The organism is Dietzia lutea (assembly GCF_003096075.1).
Lineage (GTDB): Bacteria > Actinomycetota > Actinomycetes > Mycobacteriales > Mycobacteriaceae > Dietzia > Dietzia lutea.
In genome coordinates this window covers 730,738-753,093 of sequence record NZ_CP015449.1, presented here as the reverse complement: position 1 = coordinate 753,093, position 22,356 = coordinate 730,738, and the positions used below count along the sequence as shown (strand labels likewise).

Genomic DNA, 22,356 nt, shown 5'->3' with positions numbered 1-22,356 from the left:
ACACACTGACCGCATGACCGCGCACCTGTCGCCCCTTCTCAAGCAGGCCACGCCCGTCGTGGTGGACCACGCCCTCGGCTCGTGGATCCACGGCACCGACGGACGCGACTACCTGGACTTCACCACCGGCATCGGCGTGACCAGCACCGGGCACTGCCACCCCGACGTCGTCGCCGCCGCGCAGGAGCAGTGCGGGAAGATCATCCACGCGCAGTACACGACCGTCATGCACCAGCCGCTGCTCGAGCTCACCGCCAAGCTCGGCGAGCACCTGCCGGCCGGCATCGACTCGGTCTTCTACGCCAACTCCGGCTCCGAGGCCGTCGAGGCCGCCGTGCGCCTGGCGCGCATGGCCACGGGCCGCCCGAACATCGTCACGGTGCAGGGTGGGTTCCACGGGCGCACGGTCGCCGCGGCCAGCCTCACCACGGCCGGCACCCGCTTCTCCGCCGGCTTCTCCCCGCTCATGGGCGGCGTGGTGATGACCCCGTTCCCCCACGCGCTGCGTCACGGCTGGACCACCGACGACGCCGTGGACTTCGCGCTGGCCGAGCTCGACTACCTCATGGCCACGCGCGTCGACGCCCGGGAGATCGCGTCGTTCCTCATCGAGCCCGTCCTCGGCGACGGCGGGTACATGGCCACTCCCCCGCGCTACCTGCAGGGATTGCGCGAGCGCGCCGACCGGATCGGCGCCCTGCTCGTGCTGGACGAGGTCCAGGCCGGCATCGGGCGCACCGGCCGGTTCTGGGGCCACCAGCACACCGACGGCCTGGTCCCGGACGTCATCATCACCGCCAAGGGCATCGCCTCGGGCTTCCCCATCTCCGCGATCGCGGCGCCCACCGAGCTCATGGCCAAGGCCTGGCCCGGCTCCCAGGGCGGCACCTACGGCGGCAACGCCGTGGCGGCCGCGGCCGGGGTCGCGACGCTCGGCGTGGTCGAGCGCGAGAACCTCGTGCAGCGCGCGGCAGACCGCGGAGCCCAGCTCCTCGACGGCCTGCGGCGTAGCCTGGCGGACGTGAGCGAGATCTGCGACATCCGCGGGACCGGGCTCATGCTGGGCGTCGAGTTCGGCGATCCCACCGCGCCCGCCGGCAGCGCCGGCGCGCTTGAGGCCGCGCGCCTGGCGACGGCCGTCCAGCAGGCGTGCGTGGACGAGGAGCTGCTCACCCTGACGTGCGGGCCGACCGGGTCGGTGGTGCGCCTCATCCCCGCGCTGGTGGTCACCTCCGAGGAGGTCGACGCCGGCGTCGAGCGCTTCGCCCGGGCCGTGCACCGGGTGTGCGACGGGGCGGCGTGACCGCCCGCGTCGAGGCGGCCGCGCCCGACCGGGCCGGTGGGTCCGGCCGGTCCACGGTGGCGGTCGGCGAGCTGGTCGACGCGCTCACCGCCGCGGGCCTGGCCCCCGAGGCCGATCGCCGCCGGGTCGCCGAGTACTCCTACGACGCCTCCAACTACCGGGTCGTGCCGTCCGCGGTGCTCTTCCCCCGCTCGGAGGCCGAGGTCGCCACGGCGCTGGCCGTGTGTCACCGCCTCGGCGTGCCCGCGACCGCCCGCGGCGGCGGCACCTCGATGGCCGGCAACTCCGTCGGCACCGGGCTGGTTCTGGACCTGTCGCGGCACCTGCACCGGGTGCTGGCCGTGGACGAGGCCGCGCGGACGGTCACCGCCGAGGCCGGCACCGTTCTCACCGCCCTGCGTGCCGCGGTCCACGACGCCACCGACTCGCGCCTGACCTTCGCCCCCGACCCCTCGAGCCAGTCGCGGGCCTGCCTGGGCGGGGCGATCGGCAACGACGCCTGCGGCAACCACTCGGTGCGTCACGGCCGGACCGCCGACCACGTGGAGTCGCTGCGCCTGGTCACCGCCGACGGCCTGCGCCTCACCGCCACCCGCCGGGGCGTCGAGGCCACCGACCCGGACGACGCGGCCGCCGCCGCGCGCGCCGAGCACCTCACCGTCGAGCTGCGCGACCTCGCCGCCGAGCACCTCGCCGCGATCCGCACCGAGCTCGGCCGCATCCCCCGCCAGGTCTCCGGCTACCACCTGCGTCACCTGTTGCCCGAGGAGGGCTTCGACGTGGCCCGCGCGCTGGTCGGTTCGGAGGGCACGTGCGCGATCGTCACCGCCGCGACCATGCGCGCCGTGCCCCGCGCCGCGCGCACCGGCCTGCTGGTGGTGGGCTACGCCGACGTCGTGGACGCCGCGCGGGACGTCCCGGCGATCCTGCGCCACCGCCCCACGGCCGTGGAGGGGATCGACGAGGTGATCGTGGCGACCATGCGGCAGCGCCGCGGCGCCGACGCCGTGGCCGACCTGCCTGAAGGGCGCGCGTGGCTGTTCGTGGAGCTCGACGACGACGGGAACGACGACGACGAGCACGACGGCGAGGCGGGCGGCGCCGGCGGTGGGCTCGAGGCCCGGATGGCGGGTCTGGCCGACGAGCTGGCCCGCAACGGCCACGCCCTCGAGGCGCTCGTCGTGACGGACCCGGTGACCCGCGCCGACCTGTGGCGGGTCCGCGAGGACGGCGCCGGGCTGAGCTCCCGGCTCACCGACCCCGCCACCGGCGCCACCATCGAGTCGTGGCCCGGCTGGGAGGACTCGGCCGTGCCGCCCGAGCGACTGGCCGACTACCTGGCCGAATTCCGCGAGCTGCTCGCCCGCCACGGGCTCACCGGCGTGATGTACGGCCACTTCGGCGCCGGCTGCATGCACATCCGGATCACGTTCGACCTGCGCTCGGAGGCCGGGCGGGCGGTCTTCCGCGCCTTCTGCACCGACGCCGCCCACCTCGCCGTGCGCCACGGCGGCTCCCTGTCCGGTGAGCACGGGGACGGCCGCGCCCGCTCGGAACTGCTGCCGCTGATGTACTCGCCGGAGATGCTGGGCGCGTTCGAGGAGTTCGCGCGCATCTGGGACCCCGCGGGCCTGCTCGCGCCCGGCGGGCTCACCGCCACCCGGCCGATCGACGCGGACCTCGCCCTGGCCGGCGTCAGCCCGGGGGTCGGCCGGCGCGACCTGGGACTGCTCACCTCCGCCGACGGCGCCCACCCGGTCCAGGCCTGCATCGGAGTGGGCCGGTGCCGCACCTCCGCCGGCGGCGTGATGTGCCCGTCCTACCGTGCGACCGGCGACGAGCGCGACTCCACCCGAGGCCGGGCCCGCGTCCTCCAGGAGGTCGTGCGCGGCACGATCGCCGTGGACGACCCTGCGGTCGAGGAGTCGCTCGAGCTGTGCCTGGCCTGCAAGGCGTGCTCCTCGGACTGCCCCACCGGCGTCGATATGGCCACCTTCAAGGCCGAGGCGCTGCACCGCCGCTACCGCCGCCGCGTGCGGCCGCGCGCCCACTACTCCCTCGGCCTGCTGCCGCTGTGGCTGCGCGCCACCGTCCGCGTGGCCGGACCGCTCAACGCCCTGCTCGCCACCCCGGTCGGGCGAGCCGCCGCGCGATTCGGCGGGATCACCGGCGAACGCGCGCTGCCGCGGTTCGCCTCCGCCCGCGCGCTGCGCGACGAGCTCGCCCGCGTCCCCGACAGCGTGTGGCACCTCCGCGACCGGCGCGGGAAGGGCCGACGGGGCTCTGGCGATCCGGCGGGCGCGCGGACGTCCGCCGAGGTCGTGCTGTTCCTCGACTCGTTCACCCGGGGACTGCGCCCGCACGTCGCCGGCGCCGCCGCCCGCGTGCTGGGCGGCTCGCACACCTCCGTCGCCTGCTCGGCCGGCCACTGCTGCGGCCTGACCCACGTCACCACCGGCCGACTGGACGCCGCCCGCCGCACGATGCGCGCGACCGCCCGCCACCTCGACGGCATCCGCGGGCCGGACGGGGCGGAGGTGCCCGTCGTGGTCGTCGAACCCTCCTGCGCGGCCACCCTGCGCGGCGACCTCCCCCACCTCCTCGCCGACACCCCCGACGCCGACGTGGCCCGGCGCGTCGCGGCGCGGATCCGCTCGTCGGCCGACCACCTCGGCCGCCTCGCCGCGGAGGGCCGGGCGCCCGCCTGGCCCGGCGGCACCGCACCCGACCGCGTCACCGTCCAGACCCACTGCCACGAGTACGCGACGTTCGGCAACCGCGTGCAACGCGCGACGCTCACCGCCCTGGGCGTGGGCTCGGTCCGCGAGGCCACCGGCTGCTGCGGCGTCGCCGGCGACTTCGGGTTCACGGCCGGCCACGAGGCCGTCACCGCCGCCGTCGCCGAACAGGCCCTCGCGCCCGCCCTGCGCGCCGACCCCGACGCGCCGGTCCTCACCGACGGGTTCTCGTGCGCCACCCAGACCGACCACCTCGGCCGTACCGGGCGGCATCTCTTCGAGCTCCTCGATCCCGCCAGACCCGAACCCACCAGCCCCGCTCCCGACGCCACCGTCCCGTCCACCACCAGGAGGCCCTCATGACCCGCTCCGTCACCGACATCATCGCCGGACTCGGCACCGGCGTGTACGTGGACGGGCAGTGGCGCGACGCCGCCTCCGGCGCCACGTTCGACGTGGTCAACCCGGCCACCGGGCAGACCATCGCCACCCTCGCCGACGGCGGCGCCGACGACGCCACCGCCGCGATCTCCGCCGCCGGGCGGGCGCAGGAGAGCTGGGCCGCCGTCCCCGCGCGCGAGCGCGCCGAGATCCTGCGCCGCGCCTACGAGCTGCTGGTGTACCGGGCCGACGAGATCGCCCTGCTCATGACGAGTGAGATGGGCAAGCCGCTGGCCGAGGCGCGCGGCGAGGTCACCTACGGCGCCGAGTTCTTCCGCTGGTTCTCCGAGGAGGCCTCCCGGATCCACGGGGACGCCCGCCGCTCCCCCGACGGCAAGACCAGGCTCATGGTGACGCAGGAGCCGGTGGGCCCGTCCATCCTCATCACCCCGTGGAACTTCCCGCTGGCCATGGCCACCCGCAAGATCGGCCCCGCCGTGGCCGCCGGCTGCACCATGGTGTTCAAGCCCGCCAACCTCACGCCGCTGACGTCCCTGTACGTGGTGGACGTGCTGCGCGAGGCCGGCCTGCCCGACGGCGTGCTCAACGTGGTGTGCACGACCGACGCCGGCGGCGTGGTGGAGCCGTGGATCGACTCCGGGATCGCCCGCAAGCTCTCCTTCACCGGCTCCACGCCCGTCGGCCGCAAGCTGCTGGAACAGTGCTCGCGCGGCGTGCTGCGCACGTCCATGGAGCTCGGCGGGAACGCGCCGTTCGTGGTGTGCGAGGACGCGGACATGGACACCGCGGTCGACGCCGCGATGGCCGCCAAGATGCGCAACATGGGCGAGGCGTGCACGTCTGCCAACCGCATCCTCGTCCACCGGTCGGTGCTCGACGAGTTCGGCCGCCGGCTGACCGAGCGGATGGCCGCCCTCACCGTGGGCGACGGCACCGCCGAGGGCACCGACGTGGGCCCGCTGGTCGAGGAGAAGGCCGTGGACAAGGTCGCCGAGCTGGTCGACGACGCCGTGAGCCGCGGCGCCGAGGTGCTGACCGGCGGCACCCGCGGCGAGGGCCCCGGCTTCTTCTACCCGCCCACCGTCCTCACCGGCGTCACCCCGGACGCCCGGTTGATGTCCACCGAGATCTTCGGCCCCGTCGCCGCGCTCGTGCCGTTCGACACCGACGACGAGGCCGTCGCGCTGGCCAACGACACCGAGTACGGGCTGGTCTCGTTCGTCATGACCGAGAACCTCGACCGCGCGCTGACCATGTCCGAGCGGCTCCAGGCCGGCATGGTCGGCATCAACGTCGGCGTCGTCTCCAACCCGGCCGCGCCGTTCGGCGGGATCAAGCAGTCCGGGCTGGGGCGCGAGGGCGGGACGACGGGGATCGAGGAGTTCCTCGAGACCAAGCTCGTCGCGATCCCCGTGTACTGACCGGCCGGCCTGGGGGGCGGGCCGGTGGGGCGGGACGGGCCGGTGGGGCGGGACGGGCCGGTGGGAAGCGTCAGGCCCGCCGGCCGGACCCGGGGCCGCTAGCCGGTGCGGACGCGGCCGGCCTGACGGTGGCGCTCGGCCTCGGTCATCCCGCCCCACACGCCGTACAGCTCGCGGTTGTACGTGGCGTGGCGGCGGCAGGCGTCGATGACGGGGCACTGCGCGCAGAGCTTCTTGGCCGCGGCCTCCTTGCGCCGCCGCGTCGACTTGGCCTCGTCCTCCCCGTTGTAGAACAGGTCCGGAATGTCCCGGCACCGACCGTGATCGGCCCAGGCCCACTGCTCGTCGGTCTTGGTCAACACGCTGTGCTGCATCTTTCCTCCCACCGTCCGTTCCAGCTTCCGTCAGATCGGAGGTGATTCGGCACACCCCCACGGGTGGGATGGGTCAACACTGCTAAAGTTTCTTCATGCCTGTGACGGTCACGGTCCTCAACGATTATCCGCTGGTCATCGCCGGTGTGGAGGCGCTGCTGGGCCCGTACGCGGACCGTGTGACGCTTCTGCCCGGACACGGCGACACACGCGTGCCCGAGCCCGTCGACGTGGTGCTGTTCGACACGTTCGGTTCCGGACCCGGATGGCAGGACCAGTGCGCCCAGCTGGCGCGTGAGCCGCATGTCGGCGCCGTGGTCGTGTACTCGTTCATCACCGACCCCCGCGCCGTGGACGAGGCGGTCGCGGCGGGCGCGCGCGGCTTCCTCGCCAAGTCGCTGGTCGGCGAGGAGCTCGTCGCGGGGATCGAACGCATCGCGGCCGGGGAGACCCTGACCGCGGCGGCCCGCGATGGGGACACCGGACCGTACGCCGTGTGGCCCACCGGGGACTCCGGGCTGTCCCCGCGCGAGGCCGAGATGCTCGCGCTCATCGCACAGGGACTGTCCAACGAGGACATCGCCTCGGCCTGCTACCTGTCGATCAACACCGTGAAGTCCTACATCCGGGACGCCTACCGCAAGATCTGCGTGACGACCCGGCCGCAGGCGGTCGCCTGGGCTCTGAAGAACGGGTTCGAACCCGTCCACTGACCCTGTGCGCCCCCGGCCCGGGCCCGCGGCCGCGTCAGACGGTTGCGCGCCCGGGCCAGGTCAGACCGCCGCGCCGGATCCGAGGACCCGGGCGAGCCCGTCCCTCATGTGGTCCACCAGCAGCGCGCGCGCCGGGCCCGGGTCCGCCGCGCGGACCGCGTCGGCGATCGCGCGGTGCTCGGCGAGCCTGGACGCGGCGTCCGAATACGTACCGCGCATGGCGCGCAGGCACATGCTCGTCTCGACCAGCACCGTCTCGTGCACGCGTGACAGCCGCGGGCTCCGCGCGGCCTCGACGAGGGCGTGGTGGAAGTCCAGATCCGCCGCGACCATGGCCGCGGATCGCGGCTCGTCGGCGAGGGCGGCCATGGCGTCGACGGCGGCGTCGAGAGCGTCGGCCGTGTCGGCCCCCAGACCGAGGTCGAGCACCCGGTCGAGGGCGGCCGTCTCGACCGTCGTGCGCAGCAGGTACATGTCCTCGACGGCCTCGGGGGTCAGGTCGGCGACGAAGAGCCCGCGGTTGCGGTGGGAAACCAGGAGCCCCTCCTGCGTCAGTCGCTGCATCGCCTCGCGCAGCGGGCCGCGGCTCACGCCGAGGGAACGCGCCAACCCGGCCTCGCCGAGCTGGGTGCCCGGGGCGAACGTGCCGTCGGAGATCGCCCGCCGGAGCGTCCGCGCGATGAGCGAGGGCGTCGACTCGCGGACGACGGGGGCCAGGCTCGGGGCGTGATCAGGGGCGGACTCCGCAGCGGGCACCGCGGCCGGCCCGGCGCCGGGTTCCGGGACGGAAGTCGTCATCGGTCGCCGCCCCCCGAGCCGCCGGCGTGGACCCGCGGCGTGGGCATCACCCTGCCCAGCGCGGCCTCGAGGGCGGCGCCGACCCGGACGACGAGCCGGTCCTCGAAGCGGGCCCCCACCACCTGCAGGCCCACCGGGAGTCCGGCGTCGGTCGTCCCGCACGGGACGCTCAGCGCTGGCTGCTGGGTCATGTTGAACGGATAAGTGTAGGGCGTCCACGAGGTCCAGTCGGGGCTGTGCCAGCCCGGCGGCACGTCCGAACCCGCTTCGAAAGCCGGGATCGGGGTGGTGGGCGTGATGAGGATGTCGTACTGCTGGTGAAAATCGGCCATTCTCGCCCCCAGCGCCATGCGGACGGCGACCGCGTCGAGATAGTCGGCGGCGGAGTAGTCGTGGTACCGGCCCAGGGCCTCGCGCATCGACGGGTCCACGCGTTCGATCGCGTCCGGCCCGTGCGGCGCCAGGACCGCGGCGAGGCCCGCAAACCACAGGACGTGGAACGCGTCGACGGGATCGGTCACGCCCGGGTCGACGGTGTCGACGTGCGCGCCGAGGTCGGAGAGGACGCCGACCGCGCGGGTGACCTCGCGCTCGACGTCGGCATCGTTACGGCCGAAGCCCAGCGTCGGACTGTAGGCGACCCGTAGGCCCTCGAGCGGGCGGTCGCCGCGGGTCCCCTCGGTCGCCGCGGCCAGGTACCCGCCGGGACCGGGCGTGGTGGCGCGCGCGGGGACGGCGGACCAGTCCCGTGGGTCGGGGCGCAGCAGGGCGTCCATGAACACGGCGGTGTCGGACACGGTGCGGGTCATCGGCCCGGCGTGCGCGAGCGTGCCGAACGGGCTCGAGGGGAACATCGGGATGACCCCGTAGGTGGGTTTGAGCGCGACGATCCCGCAGAACGCTGCGGGGATCCGGACCGAGCCGCCGCCGTCGGTGCCCAGCGCGAGTTGCCCGAGCCCGGCGGCGACCGCCGACGCCGCCCCGCCGCTCGAGCCGCCCGGGGTCAGGGCCGGGTCGTGCGGGTTGCGAGTGATCCCGGTGAGCGTGTTGTCGGTGACGCCCTTCCAGGCGAACTCCGGGGTCGTGGTCTTGCCGATCACCACGCATCCGGCCTCGTGGACCGCGGAGGTCACCGGTGCGTCGTCTGGCCAGGACCCCGGATCGGCAGCACCCGGTTTGTCGGCCAGCAGGTGGGAGCCCCGCAGGGTCGGGACGCCCCGGGTGTAGAAGATGTCCTTGATCGACGTGGGCACCCCGTCGAGCGGACCGAGCGGCGCACCGCTCCTGTACCGCTCCTCGGAGCGCCGGGCCTCGGCGAGGGTCGCCTCGCGGTCGACATGGCAGAAGGCGTTGATCCCCCCGTCCACCCGCTCGATGGCGTCGAGCGCCTCCTCGGCCGACTCCACCGGGGAGTACGCGCCGTCCCGGAAGCACTCGGCGAGTTCCAGCGCCGTCAGGGTGAATGTCATGCGGGCACCTTCCGCCGAACCGTCTGATTGTCGACAATCGTACAGCGCGGCGGCCCTCGGTCAAGGTCCCGTTGACCCGCGGGTCTCAGCGGTCGAGGACGGCCTTGAGGAACGTGCGGGTCCGCTCCTGCTGCGGGTCGGTGAAGATCGCCTCCGGCGTCCCCTCCTCGACGATCTTGCCCTTGTCGAACACGAGCACGCGGTCGGCGACGTCGCGGGCGAAGCCCATTTCGTGGGTGACGATGAGCATCGTGATGTCGGTGGATTCGGCGATCATCCGCAGAACCCCGAGCACGTCCGCCACCAGCTCCGGGTCGAGCGCCGAGGTGACCTCGTCGAGCAGCAGGATGTCGGGGTCCATGGCGAGCGCGCGGGCGATGGCGACACGCTGCTGCTGGCCGCCCGAGAGAGTGGTGGGGTGGGCGTTCTCCTTGTCGGAGAGCCCCACGGTCGCCAGGAGTTCCCGCGCCCGCGCCTCCGCCTCCTCCTTGGAGCGCCCCAGGACGTGGATGGGAGCCTCGGTGATGTTCCTCAGCACCGTCATGTTGGGGAACAGGTTGAACTGCTGGAACACCATGCCGATCTTCGAGCGGACGGCACGCAGGTGCTTCTGGGAGGGTCTGACCAGCTTGCCGTCCCTGAGCTGGTGGGTCAGCGGCTCGCCCTCCACCCAGATCACACCGTCGTCCACCGACTCGATCGTCATCAGCAGCCGCAGGATCGTCGTCTTGCCCGATCCACTCGGGCCGATCAGCGCCACGCGCTCACCGCGTCGGACGGTGAAGTCGAGGTGGTCCAGGACGGTGTGGTCGCCGAACTTCTTGACCACCTTCTCGAACACCACCATCGGGGCGTCGTCGGCGCCCGCGGACCCCGGCCCGGCCGGGGCCGTGTGACCGGCGGGGGCGTCGCCGGCCGGGGTGGTGTCGTCAGTAGGCAAGGGACTTCTCCAGTCTCCGGATGAGAATCGATGTCGGGTAGCTCGCGAGGAGGAAGATCACGCCGGCGAGCGTGATCGGCTCGAGGTACTGGAAGTTCCGGGCACCGTACTGCTGCGCTGCCGTGACCATCTCCACCACGGTGATGGCGAACAGGAACGGGGTGTCCTTGAACAGCGAGATCGCGTAGTTGCCGAGCGCCGGGACGGTGTTACGGATCGCCTGCGGGAGCACGACCGCCCGCCACGTCCGCCCCGCGGGCAGGGACAGCGCCTGCGCCGCCTCCCACTGTCCGCGCGGCACGGCGTCGATGCCCGCGCGGTACACCTCCGCCATGTAGGTCGCGTAGTGCACGCCGATCACGCCGATGCCGATCTGCAGCGCGGTGAACTGCGGGAGCAGGAAGTAGGCGAACAGCAGCTGCACCACGAGCGGGGTGAGCCGGATGAACTCGGTCACCATCCGCAGGGGCACGGTGATCACCGCGGGCGCGGCCCGACGGAGCACCGCCACGACCAGCCCCAGCGCGGCGGCGATGAGGAATCCGACCACGGTGGCGAGCAGCGTGATCCTGAAGCCCTCGAGCAGGACGGGCACGGCCTCGGCGGCGCGTTCCCAACTCCAGTCGACACTCATCGTCCGACCCCCACTGCCTCGTCGACCCGTTCGGGTCGCAGACTCAGAACCTCACGCATCGACGGCCCGACCCCGAGTCGGGACTTCGCGCCGACCTCGAGCATGTTCATGAACAGGGTGAGGACGTAGGCGATGAGGAAGTACAGCACCAGTCCGACCCCGAAGGCGAAGACGGTGTCGCCGGTGACCCGCCGCAGCTCGCCGATGTGGAAGGTCAGGTCCTGGAGCAGGATGAAGCTGGCCAGTGCGCTTCCCTTGAGCAGCTGGATCAGCAGATTGTTGAGCGGCGGGATCATCTGCACCCACGCCTGCGGGAACACGACCCGGTACAGGCGCTGCCACGACGTGAAGTTCAGGGCCAGTGCGGCCTCCCACTGCGGGGCCGGCACGGCCGCCAGCGACCCGCGGACCACCTCGGCCGCGTAGGCGCCGTAGTTGAGCCCCAGCGCCAGGATCCCGCAGAACAGCGGGTCGAGTTCGTAGCCGAGCAGCGGCAGGACGAAGAACAGCCAGAACAGCTGCACCAGGAGGGAGGTCCCGCGGAAGAACTCGACGATCGTCCTCGACACCCCGCGGATGAGCATGAAGCGGGAGCCCGCCGCGACACCGAGCACGAGCGCCAGCGCGAACGCGAGGGCCGCGCCACCGAGAGTGAGGTAGATGGTGGTGACGATGCCTTCCTGGAAGCGTGGCCACGCCTCCAGGAAGGCATCGATATTACTGTCCACCGCCGGCTACTCGACCCCGGCGCACAGGTCGGCGGTCGTCAGTTCGGGATCGGGCATCTCTTCTTCCGTGAACCCGAACTCGCCCACGATGGAGAGGTACTTCTCCGGGTCGGACGTGATCTTCGCCAGTTCCTCGTTGTAGGCGTCCAGCAGTTCCTGGTCGTCGGTGCGGAACACCGTGCCGCCGGCGCCGACCTGCGGCACGCCGTTGATCTCGGCGACGAACGACTGGGTGACCTCGACGGGCGCGTCGGGGTTGTTGTTCTTCATCCAGTTGAGCGAGATCCCGGTCAGCGCGAAGACGTCGGCGCGTCCGGACGTCACCGCGTCCATCCCGTCCTGCGGGGTGGCGACCTGCATGGACTCGATGCCCAGCTCAGTCGCGTAGTCGGACTCGATCGCGCCCGTCATTGTCGCCAGCCGCGCCCCGCTGTCCGCCACCGACTGCATGTCGGTGAGGTTCATCGGGTTGCCCTCGGTGACCATGAGGGCGGTGGTGTAGTTGAACTCCGGCTCACTGAACGCGGCCTGCTCGCACCGCTCCGGCAGGATCGACATCCCCGCGCTGACCACGTCGAACCGGTTGGCCTGCAGGCCGGGGATGAGGGCGCCGAAGTCGGCGTTCACGCCCTCGACGGTCTCGATGCCGAGATTGCCGAAGATCTCGCGGTGCAGCGCCACGGTCGCGCCGGTCAGCTCCCCGTTCTCCATGAACGAGTACGGCGCCTCTCCGGCGAAGCCGACCGTGACGCTGCCGCGCTCCTGCAGCGTCTGCAGCAGGCTGGAGTCGTCGTCGGTGTCCGTCGAGGTACATCCCGTGAGCGCCAGCGCGGCCACCGCGACGGCGGCGACCATGCCCTTCGAACGACGGCGTAAAGATGTCTTCAGCGCTGATGGTGCCATGGTCTTCAACCTTCCGATCGCGGTCGGACACCAGGCTCACCCGTGTGCCCGATCCTCATGCGCTCTCCGGTACGTGGTCGCCACGCCCGACTGGTGGTTCCTATGGGTTTGCTTAACGTAGCACGCGTCACATCGCCGGTAGAGGGTTTTCACGTCGTCACCGCGCCTATCCTGAGCCACATGACGCCACCCGAGACGCTCGACGAGGCCCTCCGACGCGCTGCCGCGGCGCCCACCCTGGTGGTGGCGTGCGACTACGACGGCACGCTCGCGCCGTTCGTCGACGACCCCACCAGCGCCGTACCCGCGCCCGGTGCCGCGGACGCGCTGGCGCGCCTCGCGGACCTGCCCCGCACGACCGTGGCGCTGCTGTCGGGCCGCAACCGCGCCGCCCTGTGCGAGGTGAGCGGCGCGGGCGCCCCGGTGGTGCTGGTGGGGAGCCACGGGTCGGAGTGGGAGGGCGGGTTCGACTCACCCCTCGACGACGACGAGGTGGCGCTCCTCGAGCGGGTGCGCTCCGAGCTGGAGGACATCGTCTCCCGCACCCCCGGCGCCCACGTCGAGACCAAGCCCACCGCCGCCGTCCTGCACGTCCGGCCGGTGCCGGATCCCGCCGCGCGCGACCGTGCGCAGTCCGAGGCGATGGCCGGGCCGGCCGCCCTCGACGGGGTGTTCGTCACCGAGGGTAAGAACGTCGTGGAGATCGCCGTCCGCGAGGCGAGCAAGGGCGCGGCCATCGAGAAGATGGTCGAGCAGACCGGCGCCGAGGTCGCGCTGTTCATCGGCGACGACGTCACCGACGAGCGCGGCTTCACCCGCCTGCGCCCGCAGGACGTGGGCATCAAGGTCGGCGAGGGCGAGACCGCGGCCGCCCACCGCGTGGCCGACATCCCCGCGGTGGTCGAGCTGCTCGACACCCTCGCCGACCTGCGCAGCTGACCCCGCGGCGCGCGCGGCCGACCTCGCGGCGTGCGTCGACGCCGCCCCGCCCGCCCCGCGGTCCCGTACTCGTCGCACCCCCTGAGTCACACACCGGGGCGTTCGCGGTTCTACACTTAACGACAACGGTTCCCATTACTACGAGAGTGGTGCTCGTGTCGTCGACCCCCCGCCAGAAGCGCATCCTTCCGCACAGAGCGCTGGCCGCGCTCGCGGTGACCCTGCTCGGCGCGGGGTCGCTCGCCGCCTGCGGCACCGACGGTCAGGCCGCCACGGGCGAGGGCGACGGCCCCGAGGTGGTCGCCTCGACGACCGTGTACGCCGACATCGCCGAGCAGGTGGCCGGCGACAACGCCACGGTGGAGTCCGTCATCTCCGACCCGGCGGCCGATCCGCACTCCTACGAGGCCAGCCCGACGGACGCGGCGGCCGTCGCCACCGCCGACCTGGTGGTCTACAACGGGGCCGGCTACGACGGGTTCGTGGACCTCGCGCTCGAGAACGCCGACGACGTGCCGGTCGTGCGGGCCGTCGACGAGTTCACGCGCGTCACCGGTGGCGCCGTCGCCGACCACGACCACTCCGACCACGACCACTCCGGCCACGACCACGCTGACGAGGAGCACGGCGACGACCACGGTGGCGCGGGCCACGAGCACGGTGGCGCCGGCCAGGAGCACGGTGGCGCCGGCGAAAACGAGCACGTGTGGTTCAGCCTGCCCACCGTCGCGGCCGTCGCCGAGCGCGTCGCCGAGGAACTCGCCGCGATCGACGCCGAGAACGCCGAGGAATACCGCGCCAACGCCCGCGCCTTCGCCGACGCCCTCGCGCCACTCGAGGCCGAGCTCGAGGAGATCCACGACCGCGGCCACTTCCCGTACGCCCAGACCGAGCGGGTCGGCGCGCATCTGTTCGACGCCGCACACCTGACCGACCTGACGCCGCGCGGGTTCCTCGCCTCGGTCGAGAACGACACCGACCCGTCAGCCGCCGACCTCGCCGCCCTGCTCGATCTGCTCGCCGAGCGACGGGTCGCCTTCCTGGCCTTCAACACCCAGACCGAGACATCCGTGACCACGCGCGTCCGCGACGCCGCGGAGGAGGCGGACCTCGTCGTCGTCGACCTCACCGAGACCCTCCCCGAGGGCGCCGACTACCTGAGCTGGATGACCGGGATCGTCGACCGGGTGGCCGGCGCGCTCGACGACGCCGCCCCGCTGGCCGACGGTGGGCACTGATCGAGTGGAGACCGACCCGATGGGCACCGACCCCGCCGATCCCGCCGCCGCGCACGTGCGCGGCACCCCCGGGCCCGGTCCCGTCGTCTCCCTGCGCGGCGTCACCGTCTCGCGCGGCGGCCGCACCCTGATCCGCGACCTCGACCTCGAGGTGCAGCCCGGTGAGTTCGTGGCCGTCCTCGGGCCCAACGGCGCCGGCAAGACCACCCTGCTCAAGGTCCTGCTCGGCGAGCACCGCCCCGACGCCGGAAGCGTTCTGGTCGACGGCCGGCCGCCCGGCGACCGCGCCACCCACCTCGGCTACGTCCCGCAGCAACGCGCGTTCGACCCCGGCATAACCCTGCGTGGACGCGACCTCGTCGCCCTCGGGATCGACGGCACCCGCTGGGGGCCCGGCCGGCCGTCCCGGCGCGCCGACAAGCGCCGCATCGTCGCCGACTCCCTCGCCCGGCTCGAGGCCGCGACACTGTCCGACAAGCCGCTCGGGCGGATGTCCGGCGGCGAACAACAGCGGGTGCGCGTGGCCCAGGCCATCGCCGCCGACCCGTGCGTCATGCTCTGCGACGAACCGCTCCTCAGCCTCGACCACACCGGCCAGCGCACCGTCGCCTCCGTCCTCGACCACCGACGCCGCGAGCACGACACGGCGGTCGTGTTCGTCACCCACGAGATCAACCCGGTCCTGCCGATGGTCGACCGGATCGTCTACCTCGTCGACGGGCGGCACCGCATCGGCACTCCCGACGAGGTGTTCACCAGCGAGGTCATGTCCGAGCTGTACTCCTCCCCCGTCGAGGTGCTGCGCGTGCGCGGACAGATCATCGTGGTGGGCGACACCCAACACCTGTGCACCGAGCCCTGGACCACGGGACACCACCACGACCACACCGGGGACGGAGCGCACTGATGGACCGCCTGCTCGAGATCGGCGAGTCCATCGCCGACACCGAGACGACCGCCTACCTGCTGCAGCAGGACTTCGTGATCTTCGGCCTCGCCGCGATCGCGTTGCTCGGCCTGCTCTCCGGCGCGATCGGACCGTTCATCATCATGCGGCAGATGTCGTTCTCCGTCCACGGCGCCAGCGAGCTCGCCCTCACCGGCGCCGCCGCCGCGCTGCTCTTCGGACTCAACCTCGGCCTGGGGGCCGTCGTGGGGTCGGTGATCGCGGCGCTGATGTTCGGGATCATGGGCGCCCGGGCCTCCCAACGCGATTCCTCGATCGGCGTCGTGCTGGCGTTCGGCCTCGGACTCGCGGTGCTGTTCATCCACCTCTACCCCGGACGGTCCGGCACCAGTTTCTCCCTGCTCACCGGGCAGATCGTCGGCGTCTCCGAGCACGGCCTCGTGCAGATGGCGGTGGTCGCCGCGATCATCTGCGTCGCACTGATCGCGCTGTACCGACCGCTCGTGTTCTCCTCCGCCGACCCCGAGGTGGCCGCGGCTCGCGGTGTGCCCGTGCGGGCGATCAACATGATCTTCGCCGTGCTCGTGGGGCTCGCGGCGGCGCAGGCCGTGCAGGTGGTCGGCGCGCTGCTCGTGCTTTCCCTGCTCATCACCCCCGCCGCCGCGGCGGCCGCCGTCACCTCCAGCCCCGCGAGGGCCATCGGGCTGACGATCCTCTTCGCCGAGATCGCCGCCGTGGGCGGGATGCTGCTCTCGCTCGCCCCCGGCGTGCCGGTCTCGGTGTTCGTCACCACCGTCTCGTTCGTCATCTACCTGGCGTGTCGTGCGGTGGCGGCGGTCCGGCGCTGACCGCGCGGTACTAGCGTCTGAGCCGTGAACAGCGACCCCAGCGCTCATCCCTGCGCCGCCGAGCTCGCGGCCATCCGCGCCGACTACCCCACACTGAGCTGGGACCACGCCGAGCGGGTCGACGAGGGCTGGGACCACGTGGTGGTGATCTGCCACGGCTGCCGCGGGGACGGCGCCCTCGGACACCGCGACCTGGTCTTCCGTTTCCCCCACGACGAGCAGGCGCTCACATAGCTGCCCACCGAGATCGCGGTCCTGGAGCACCTCGCCGGGCATGTCGAGGCGGCACTCCCCCGCTACTCACACGTCCCGGCCCACGGGCGGTTCGCCGGCTATCCGCTGGTGCGCGGTCAGCGCCTCACGCCGGAACTGCTGCACAGCCTGCCCCATCCGGAGAAGACGGTCATCGCCGGCCAGCTGGGTGCACTCCTGTCCGCGCTGCACATCCAGGACGTCTCGGCGCCGCCACTCGACCGGGTCTCGCACTCCTACCAACCCGAGAACCTGGACTTCGTGCGCGGCATCGTGGCCCACGACCTGCCGTCGGTGTTCACCCCGGACGAGATGCGCACCGCCCACGAGATCTGCGACGAGGTCGGCGCGTTGCAGTCCACGTTGCTGCCCCGGGTGTTCCTGCACAACGACATCTACTCACGCCACCTGTACTGGGACCGCGACCCCGCCCCCGGGCGTCTGGGGCTCATCGACTTCACCGACATGTGCCTGGGCGACCCGGCCGTGGACTTCGCCGAACTGTACGAATACGGCCCACGCTTCGTCGAGGACGTCCTGGCCCGGTACGTCGGCCGGGTCGACGACACCTTCCTCGACCGGGCGTGGACGTACCAGCGGCTGGCCGCGCTCTACATGATCGCGGGCCACCTGTACTACGGGGTGGAGACGTGGGAGTACGCGCGAGCGGCGTTCGACCGCTGCCGTTCACCCCACCGCCCGAGGGCCTGATCGCAGAACGGAGCCTGCGCCCTCGCAGCCGCGCGTCGGCATGGCGTCTCGCTCTCGCCTCTGCCCGGCCCCGTGGGCAGCCGCTCCTCGCAATGGCGTCTCGCTCTCGCCTCTGCCCGGCCGGAGCCCACAGCCGCTCCCCGGCATGGCGTCTCGCTCCCGAATTTGCCCGGCCGGAGCCCACAGCCGCTCCCCGGCATGGCGTCTCGCCAGCTCCGATGCTCGAGCGAGACGCCATGCCGACGGGCCGCGTGACATCCGCGGACGCGAGACGCCATGCCGACGGGCGGGGTGACATGGACAGGCGCGGGAGCGCAGCCGCGGGCACGGAACGAACGCGCAGCCGCCAGCGCAGGCGGTCAGCCGCACACGCGGGATCGCAGCCGCGGGCGCGGAACGAGGGCGCGGGCGCCGTCGCGGGTCCCCGGCGACCGCGGCCCGGCGACCGCGGCCCGGCGACCGCGGCCCGGCGACCGCGGCCCGGCGAGCGCGGGCCCGGCGAGCCGGTCAGCCCTTGACGCGCCGCTGCCGCGCGAACTCCGAGAGCACCACGCCCGCGGCGACGGAGGCGTTGAGGCTCTCGACCTCCGAGGCGATCGGGATCGACAGGATGGAGTCACAGTTCTCGCGGACCAGGCGGGAGAGGCCCTTGCCCTCTGAGCCCACCACGATGACGGTGGGCCCGGTGCCGTCGTAGTCGTCCAGCGAGACGTCACCGCCGGCGTCGAGGCCGACGAGCTGCACCCCGGCCTTGGCCCAGTCGAGCAGCGTCCGGTTGAGATTGGTGGCCCGCGCGACGGGAAGTCGGGCGGCGGCACCGGCGGAGGCCCGCCACGCGACGGCCGTGATGGAGGCGCTGCGACGCTCGGGGATGAGCACCCCGTGCCCGCCGAACGCGGCGACCGATCGGATGACCGCTCCGAGGTTGCGCGTGTCCGTGATGTTGTCCAGGGCGACCAGCAGCGCGGGCTCGGAGGAGCCCATCGCCATGTCGAGCAGTTCGGCGGGGTCGGCGTACTGGTACGGCGGCACCTGGAGCCCGACCCCCTGGTGCATACCGTTCGACACCATGCGGTCGAGGTCGGTGCGCGGCACCTCGAGGATGGAGATGCCCTTGCCGGCGGCGAGGTGGACGGCCTCGGTCAACCGCTCGTCGGCGTCAGAGCCGACCGCGACGTACAGCGCGGTCGCGGGAACGCCGGCGCGGAGGCATTCCAGCACCGGGTTGCGACCCACCACGTACTCGGGACCGTCGGCCTGCTTCTGCGCCTGGCGTCGACGCTGCTGCGCGCCCTCTGCCTTGCGACTGGCGGCCTTGGCCCGGCGGTGGGCCGGGTGGTAGGTCCGATCCTCGGCCTTGGGCGTGGCGCCGCGCGCCTCCAGTCCCCGGCGTCGCTGGCCGCCCGACCCGACGACCTGGCCCTTCTTGGTGCCGGACTTGCGGATGGCTCCGCGCCGACTCGAGTTCCCTGCCATGTCAGTCCTTCCGGTGGGCGAGCGACCACTTCTGGCCGTCCGCGGTGTCGGCCACCTCGATACCCGCCGCGACCAGTCGGTCACGGATGGCGTCGGCGGTGGCGAAGTCCTTGTCGGCCCGTGCCTGAGCGCGGGCCTCGAGCTCCGCGCGGACGAGGAGATCGAGTGCGGTGAGGGCGGCGTCGTCGCCGCCCGCGGCGGAGGTCCACTGCGGGTCGAGCGGGTCGACCCCGAGTACCGCGGTCATCGCCCGGACGGACGAGGCCGCGGTGAGCGCCGCCTCCGTGTCGCCCGCCGACAACGCGGTGTTGCCGGCCCGGACCCGGCCGTGGATCTCCGCCAACGCGGCGGGCACCCCCAGATCGTCGTCCATCGCGGCGGCGAACGCCTCCGTCCAGTCACCGACGGTCACCTCCGCGCCGGGTGCCGCGTCCGGCGCCGTGCCCGACCTGACGGCCTCGTCCACCCGCTGCACGAACGCCTCGATCCGCCGGTACGCGGCGGCCGCCTCCTGCAGTGCTTCGGGAGAGTATTCCAGCATCGACCGGTAATGCGCACTTCCGAGGTAGTAGCGCAGTTCGACCGGCCGCACGGCGGTGAGGATGTTCGGCACGCTGAGCACGTTGCCGAGCGACTTGCTCATCTTCTCGCCGGCCATGGTCACCCAGCCGTTGTGCAGCCAGTAGCGGGCGAACCCGTCGCCGGCGGCGTGGGACTGGGCGGCCTCGTTCTCGTGGTGCGGGAACTGCAGGTCGAGCCCGCCGCCGTGGATGTCGAAGGTCCCGCCCAGGTACCAGGTGGCCATCGCCGAGCACTCGAGGTGCCAACCGGGCCGGCCGTCGCCCCAGGGGGTGGGCCAGCTGGGCTCGCCGGGCTTGGCGGCCTTCCACAGCGCGAAGTCACGGGGGTCGCGCTTCCCGCGCAGGTCGGCGGCCTCACCCTGGTCGACCTCGTCGAGCCGGTGACCGGACAGGTGCCCGTAGTCGCCCTCGGGTGCGGCCGACCACGCCGCGACGTCGAAGTAGACGCTGCCCTCGGCGGGGTAGGCGTAGCCGCGCTCGATGAGGCGTTCCATGTACTCGATCATCTGGGTCATGTGCCCGGTGGCGCGGGGTTCCGTGGACGGCGGCAGCACGCCGAGCGCGTCGTAGGCGCGGGTGAACTCGCGCTCATGGGTGGCGGCCCACTCCCACCAGGGGCGGCCGTTCTCGGCGGCCTTGGTGAGGATCTTGTCGTCGATGTCCGTGACGTTGCGCACGAACGCGACGTCGTAGCCGGTGGCGACCAGCCAGCGGCGCAGGACGTCGAACGCGACGCCGGAGCGGACGTGACCGATGTGGGGGACGGCCTGGGGGGTGGCTCCACAGAGGTAGACCGACGCGTGCCCTTCCCGGACGGGGGTGAACTCCCGGAGGGAGCGGGTGGCGGTGTCGTAGAGATGGAGCGTCACGGGGCCCGAGTCTACCGGTGGCGGGGCCCGGAGCCCGCCTCGTCGCGCGGGGTGTGGGCGGTGTCGCGCGGGGCCCGGGCGTTGGCGCGCGGGGGTGGGCGGCGTCCCGAGTGGGGTGTGGGGGCGTCAGGCCCGGTACACCAGGGCGGTGGCGACGGCGGAGACCCCCTCGCCGCGTCCGGTGAAGCCCATGCCGTCGGTGGTGGTGGCCGAGATGGAGACGGGCGCACCGATGATCTCGCCGAGCCGCTGTTCGGCCTCCACGCGCCGGGGGCCCATCTTGGGCCGGTTGCCCACCATCTGCACAGCGGCGTTGCCGATCGTCCATCCGTACCGCGCCAGCTCGTCGCACGCCTCGCGCAGCAGTCGTTCGCCGGAGACGTCATCGTATTCGGGCCGGCCGGTCCCGACGAGCGTGCCGAGGTCGCCGAGTCCGGCGGCGGACAGCAGGGCGTCGACCACGGAGTGGGCCACGACGTCGCCGTCGGAGTGGCCCTCGCAGCCGTGGTCGTCGGGGAAGTGCAGGCACGCCATCATGCAGGGCTTGCCCGGTTCGACGCGGTGGGCGTCGGTACCGATCCCGACTCGGGGGATGACGGGTCCGGTCACTTCTCCTCCTGGGGGCCGGCGGGGACGAGCGCGCCGGGGTCGAGCGCGCCTGTGTCGGGCGACCCGGGGTCGAGCTCGGCGAGGGCGCGGGAGTGGTCGTCGGCGGTGGTGATCTTGAACGCGAGCGGGTCGCCGGGGACCGTGGCGACGCGGCCGCCGGTCCGCTCGACGAGTCCGGCGTCGTCGGTGGCCACGTCCCCGGCGGCGTCGTACGCGGCGAGCAGGACGTCGGGCGCGAAGCCCTGGGGCGTCTGGACGGCGCGGAGGGCGGCGCGGTCGGGGGTGCCCACGACGTAGCCGTCGGCGTCGACCTGTTTGACGGTGTCGACGACCGGGAGAACGGGAACCACCGCGACCGCGCCGGTACGGACGGCCGCCACGACCCGTCGGATCGCGTCGGGGGGTGTGAGGCAGCGCGCCGCGTCGTGCACGAGCAGGACGTCGTAGACCGCCGCGCGGGGGTGGTGTCGGTGGGCGGTCAGCGCCGCGAGTCCGTTGCGCACCGAGTCGGTGCGCTCCGCGCCCCCGGTGGTGACGACGACGAGGTGGTCATCGTCCCGGAGGTGGGCCAGCTCCGACTCCGCCTGTGCGACGCGGTCCTCGGGCACCACGGCGACGACGTCGTCGACGGCACCGGAGGCCAGCAGGCCGGCGGCGGCCCGCTCGAGCATGGTGCGGCCGTGTAGCTCGACGAACGCCTTGGGCAGTCCCGCTCCCAGCCGGACGCCGGACCCGGCCGCGGGGACGACGGCGGCCACCCTGCCCGTGGGGGCGGGGTGGCCGTCGGTACCGGGCCCGGGTGCGTCCTCGGGCGTGCGCTGACGCGTCATGCCGTCTGGTGGGCGGCGGGTGTCACGCCGGTGCGGCGGAGCCCAGCACCTCGTCGAGGAGGGCGTCCGCACGCTCCTCGTCGGAGCGCTCGGCGAGCGCCAGCTCGCCGACGAGCACCTGGCGTGCCTTGGCGAGCATCCGCTTCTCGCCGGCGGACAGGCCGCGGTCGAGGTCGCGGCGCCAGAGGTCGCGGACGACCTCGGCCACCTTGTTGACGTCGCCGGAGGCGAGCTTCTCGCCGTTGGCCTTGTAGCGGCGGGACCAGTTGGTGGGCTCCTCCGCGTGCTCGGTGCGCAGGACCTCGAAGACCTTGTCGAGGCCCGCCTGGTCCACGACGTCGCGCACGCCCACGTACTCGGCGTTCTCGGCCGGTACCTTCACCGTGAGGTCGCCCTGTGAGACCTTGAGGACGAGGTATTCCTTCTCGGTGCCCTTGACCGTCCGCATCTCGATCGCCTGGATGGTGGCGGCGCCGTGATGCGGGTAGACGACGGTGTCGCCGACCTTGAACTCCATGAGTGGCTTTCCCCTTTCGACCGCTCCATCTTAGCACGGCACAGTCCAGGCGTTTTCCGTTTATGCAGGTCAGCAACGTGTGCGGCCGGGCGGCGCAATCCCCGGGGTGTGAGGGGGCGACTCTGGCGCGGGTCAGGACCGGCCGTGGACTACGAT

At 72.8% G+C, this 22,356-nt stretch carries 21 protein-coding genes and 1 pseudogene; 10 read left to right on the top strand and 12 right to left on the bottom strand.

The window, feature by feature from the left end; all coding sequences use genetic code 11:
- Positions 1 to 13 precede the first annotated feature (13 nt).
- From A6035_RS03385 to A6035_RS03375, 3 genes are read left to right on the top strand one after another with little or no spacing between them, the layout of a single operon-like run.
- The gene (locus A6035_RS03385) at positions 14 to 1,303 is read left to right on the top strand and encodes an aspartate aminotransferase family protein (protein ID WP_108846611.1); all 1,290 of its coding nucleotides are present in this window, start codon (positions 14 to 16) and stop codon (positions 1,301 to 1,303) included.
- Complete coding sequence (locus A6035_RS03380) at positions 1,285 to 4,404, top strand: FAD-binding and (Fe-S)-binding domain-containing protein (protein ID WP_425267517.1); 3,120 nt, start codon at positions 1,285 to 1,287, stop codon at positions 4,402 to 4,404. Before A6035_RS03385 ends, A6035_RS03380 begins: the two co-directional genes overlap by 19 nt.
- The gene (locus A6035_RS03375; RefSeq protein WP_108846610.1) at positions 4,401 to 5,864 is read left to right on the top strand and encodes an NAD-dependent succinate-semialdehyde dehydrogenase; all 1,464 of its coding nucleotides are present in this window, start codon (positions 4,401 to 4,403) and stop codon (positions 5,862 to 5,864) included. The genes A6035_RS03380 and A6035_RS03375 overlap by 4 nt, the downstream gene beginning before the upstream one ends.
- A 98-nt stretch (positions 5,865 to 5,962) precedes the next feature.
- Here A6035_RS03375 and A6035_RS03370 read toward each other — a convergent pair whose 3' ends face one another.
- Positions 5,963 to 6,238 carry a WhiB family transcriptional regulator gene (locus A6035_RS03370; RefSeq protein WP_108846609.1) on the bottom strand — a complete coding sequence of 92 codons (276 nt, stop codon included), beginning with the start codon at positions 6,236 to 6,238 and terminating at the stop codon, positions 5,963 to 5,965.
- 95 nt (positions 6,239 to 6,333) lie between these two features.
- Here A6035_RS03370 and A6035_RS03365 point away from each other — a divergent pair, with 95 nt between their 5' ends.
- On the top strand, positions 6,334 to 6,951 hold the full coding sequence (locus A6035_RS03365) for a response regulator transcription factor (protein WP_167400699.1): 618 nt from the start codon (positions 6,334 to 6,336) through the stop codon (positions 6,949 to 6,951).
- A 60-nt stretch (positions 6,952 to 7,011) separates the two neighbouring features.
- Here A6035_RS03365 and A6035_RS03360 read toward each other — a convergent pair whose 3' ends face one another.
- The 6 genes from A6035_RS03360 to ehuB form a co-directional block, all read right to left on the bottom strand.
- Complete coding sequence (locus tag A6035_RS03360) at positions 7,012 to 7,749, bottom strand: GntR family transcriptional regulator (protein ID WP_108846607.1); 738 nt, start codon at positions 7,747 to 7,749, stop codon at positions 7,012 to 7,014.
- Positions 7,746 to 9,218 (bottom strand): amidase, encoded by a 1,473-nt coding sequence (locus A6035_RS03355; RefSeq protein WP_108846606.1) that lies wholly within the window; start codon positions 9,216 to 9,218, stop codon positions 7,746 to 7,748. The genes A6035_RS03360 and A6035_RS03355 overlap by 4 nt, the downstream gene beginning before the upstream one ends.
- A gap of 85 nt (positions 9,219 to 9,303) precedes the next feature.
- The gene (gene ehuA / locus A6035_RS03350) at positions 9,304 to 10,065 is read right to left on the bottom strand and encodes an ectoine/hydroxyectoine ABC transporter ATP-binding protein EhuA (RefSeq protein ID WP_108846605.1); all 762 of its coding nucleotides are present in this window, start codon (positions 10,063 to 10,065) and stop codon (positions 9,304 to 9,306) included.
- Positions 10,066 to 10,147: 82 nt separating this feature from the next.
- A complete protein-coding gene (ehuD, locus tag A6035_RS03345) occupies positions 10,148 to 10,792 on the bottom strand; it encodes an ectoine/hydroxyectoine ABC transporter permease subunit EhuD (RefSeq protein WP_007628425.1) in 645 nt (214 codons plus the stop codon).
- A complete protein-coding gene (ehuC, locus tag A6035_RS03340; protein ID WP_108846604.1) occupies positions 10,789 to 11,520 on the bottom strand; it encodes an ectoine/hydroxyectoine ABC transporter permease subunit EhuC in 732 nt (243 codons plus the stop codon). The genes ehuD and ehuC overlap by 4 nt, the downstream gene beginning before the upstream one ends.
- 6 nt (positions 11,521 to 11,526) lie before the next feature.
- Positions 11,527 to 12,375 (bottom strand): ectoine/hydroxyectoine ABC transporter substrate-binding protein EhuB, encoded by an 849-nt coding sequence (gene ehuB, locus A6035_RS03335; protein WP_108846603.1) that lies wholly within the window; start codon positions 12,373 to 12,375, stop codon positions 11,527 to 11,529.
- Between the two features lie 228 nt (positions 12,376 to 12,603).
- On the opposite strand from ehuB, the gene otsB reads away from it, so the two are divergent.
- The 6 genes and pseudogenes from otsB (at position 12,604) to A6035_RS03310 (ending at position 17,318) form a co-directional block, all read left to right on the top strand.
- Positions 12,604 to 13,362: a trehalose-phosphatase gene (otsB, locus tag A6035_RS03330; RefSeq protein WP_108846602.1), complete on the top strand. Its 759-nt coding sequence runs from the start codon at positions 12,604 to 12,606 to the stop codon at positions 13,360 to 13,362.
- A 155-nt stretch (positions 13,363 to 13,517) separates the two neighbouring features.
- On the top strand, positions 13,518 to 14,600 hold the full coding sequence (locus A6035_RS03325) for a metal ABC transporter solute-binding protein, Zn/Mn family (protein WP_244192528.1): 1,083 nt from the start codon (positions 13,518 to 13,520) through the stop codon (positions 14,598 to 14,600).
- Between the two features lie 145 nt (positions 14,601 to 14,745).
- Positions 14,746 to 15,507: pseudogene (locus A6035_RS03320) on the top strand (metal ABC transporter ATP-binding protein); the annotation flags it as partial.
- On the top strand, positions 15,507 to 16,355 hold the full coding sequence (locus A6035_RS03315) for a metal ABC transporter permease (protein ID WP_108846600.1): 849 nt from the start codon (positions 15,507 to 15,509) through the stop codon (positions 16,353 to 16,355). The pseudogene A6035_RS03320 and the gene A6035_RS03315, both read left to right, overlap by 1 nt.
- A 24-nt stretch (positions 16,356 to 16,379) precedes the next feature.
- Positions 16,380 to 16,589, top strand: coding sequence for a hypothetical protein (locus A6035_RS18595; protein WP_235026734.1), 210 nt, complete (start codon positions 16,380 to 16,382; stop codon positions 16,587 to 16,589).
- A complete protein-coding gene (locus A6035_RS03310) occupies positions 16,590 to 17,318 on the top strand; it encodes an aminoglycoside phosphotransferase family protein (RefSeq protein WP_341867171.1) in 729 nt (242 codons plus the stop codon).
- Between the two features lie 507 nt (positions 17,319 to 17,825).
- Here A6035_RS03310 and rlmB read toward each other — a convergent pair.
- The 5 genes from rlmB to A6035_RS03285 form a co-directional block, all read right to left on the bottom strand.
- Positions 17,826 to 18,794, bottom strand: coding sequence for a 23S rRNA (guanosine(2251)-2'-O)-methyltransferase RlmB (gene rlmB / locus A6035_RS03305; protein WP_108846599.1), 969 nt, complete (start codon positions 18,792 to 18,794; stop codon positions 17,826 to 17,828).
- 1 nt (position 18,795) lies between these two features.
- Complete coding sequence (cysS, locus tag A6035_RS03300) at positions 18,796 to 20,244, bottom strand: cysteine--tRNA ligase (RefSeq protein ID WP_108846598.1); 1,449 nt, start codon at positions 20,242 to 20,244, stop codon at positions 18,796 to 18,798.
- A gap of 126 nt (positions 20,245 to 20,370) precedes the next feature.
- A complete protein-coding gene (ispF, locus tag A6035_RS03295) occupies positions 20,371 to 20,853 on the bottom strand; it encodes a 2-C-methyl-D-erythritol 2,4-cyclodiphosphate synthase (protein WP_108846597.1) in 483 nt (160 codons plus the stop codon).
- Positions 20,850 to 21,683, bottom strand: coding sequence for a 2-C-methyl-D-erythritol 4-phosphate cytidylyltransferase (gene ispD / locus A6035_RS03290; protein ID WP_244192526.1), 834 nt, complete (start codon positions 21,681 to 21,683; stop codon positions 20,850 to 20,852). Before ispD ends, ispF begins: the two co-directional genes overlap by 4 nt.
- Positions 21,684 to 21,705: 22 nt before the next feature.
- Entirely contained in the window at positions 21,706 to 22,200 is a 495-nt protein-coding gene (locus A6035_RS03285; protein WP_061916532.1) for a CarD family transcriptional regulator, read from the bottom strand.
- Between the last annotated feature and the right edge of the window lie 156 nt (positions 22,201 to 22,356).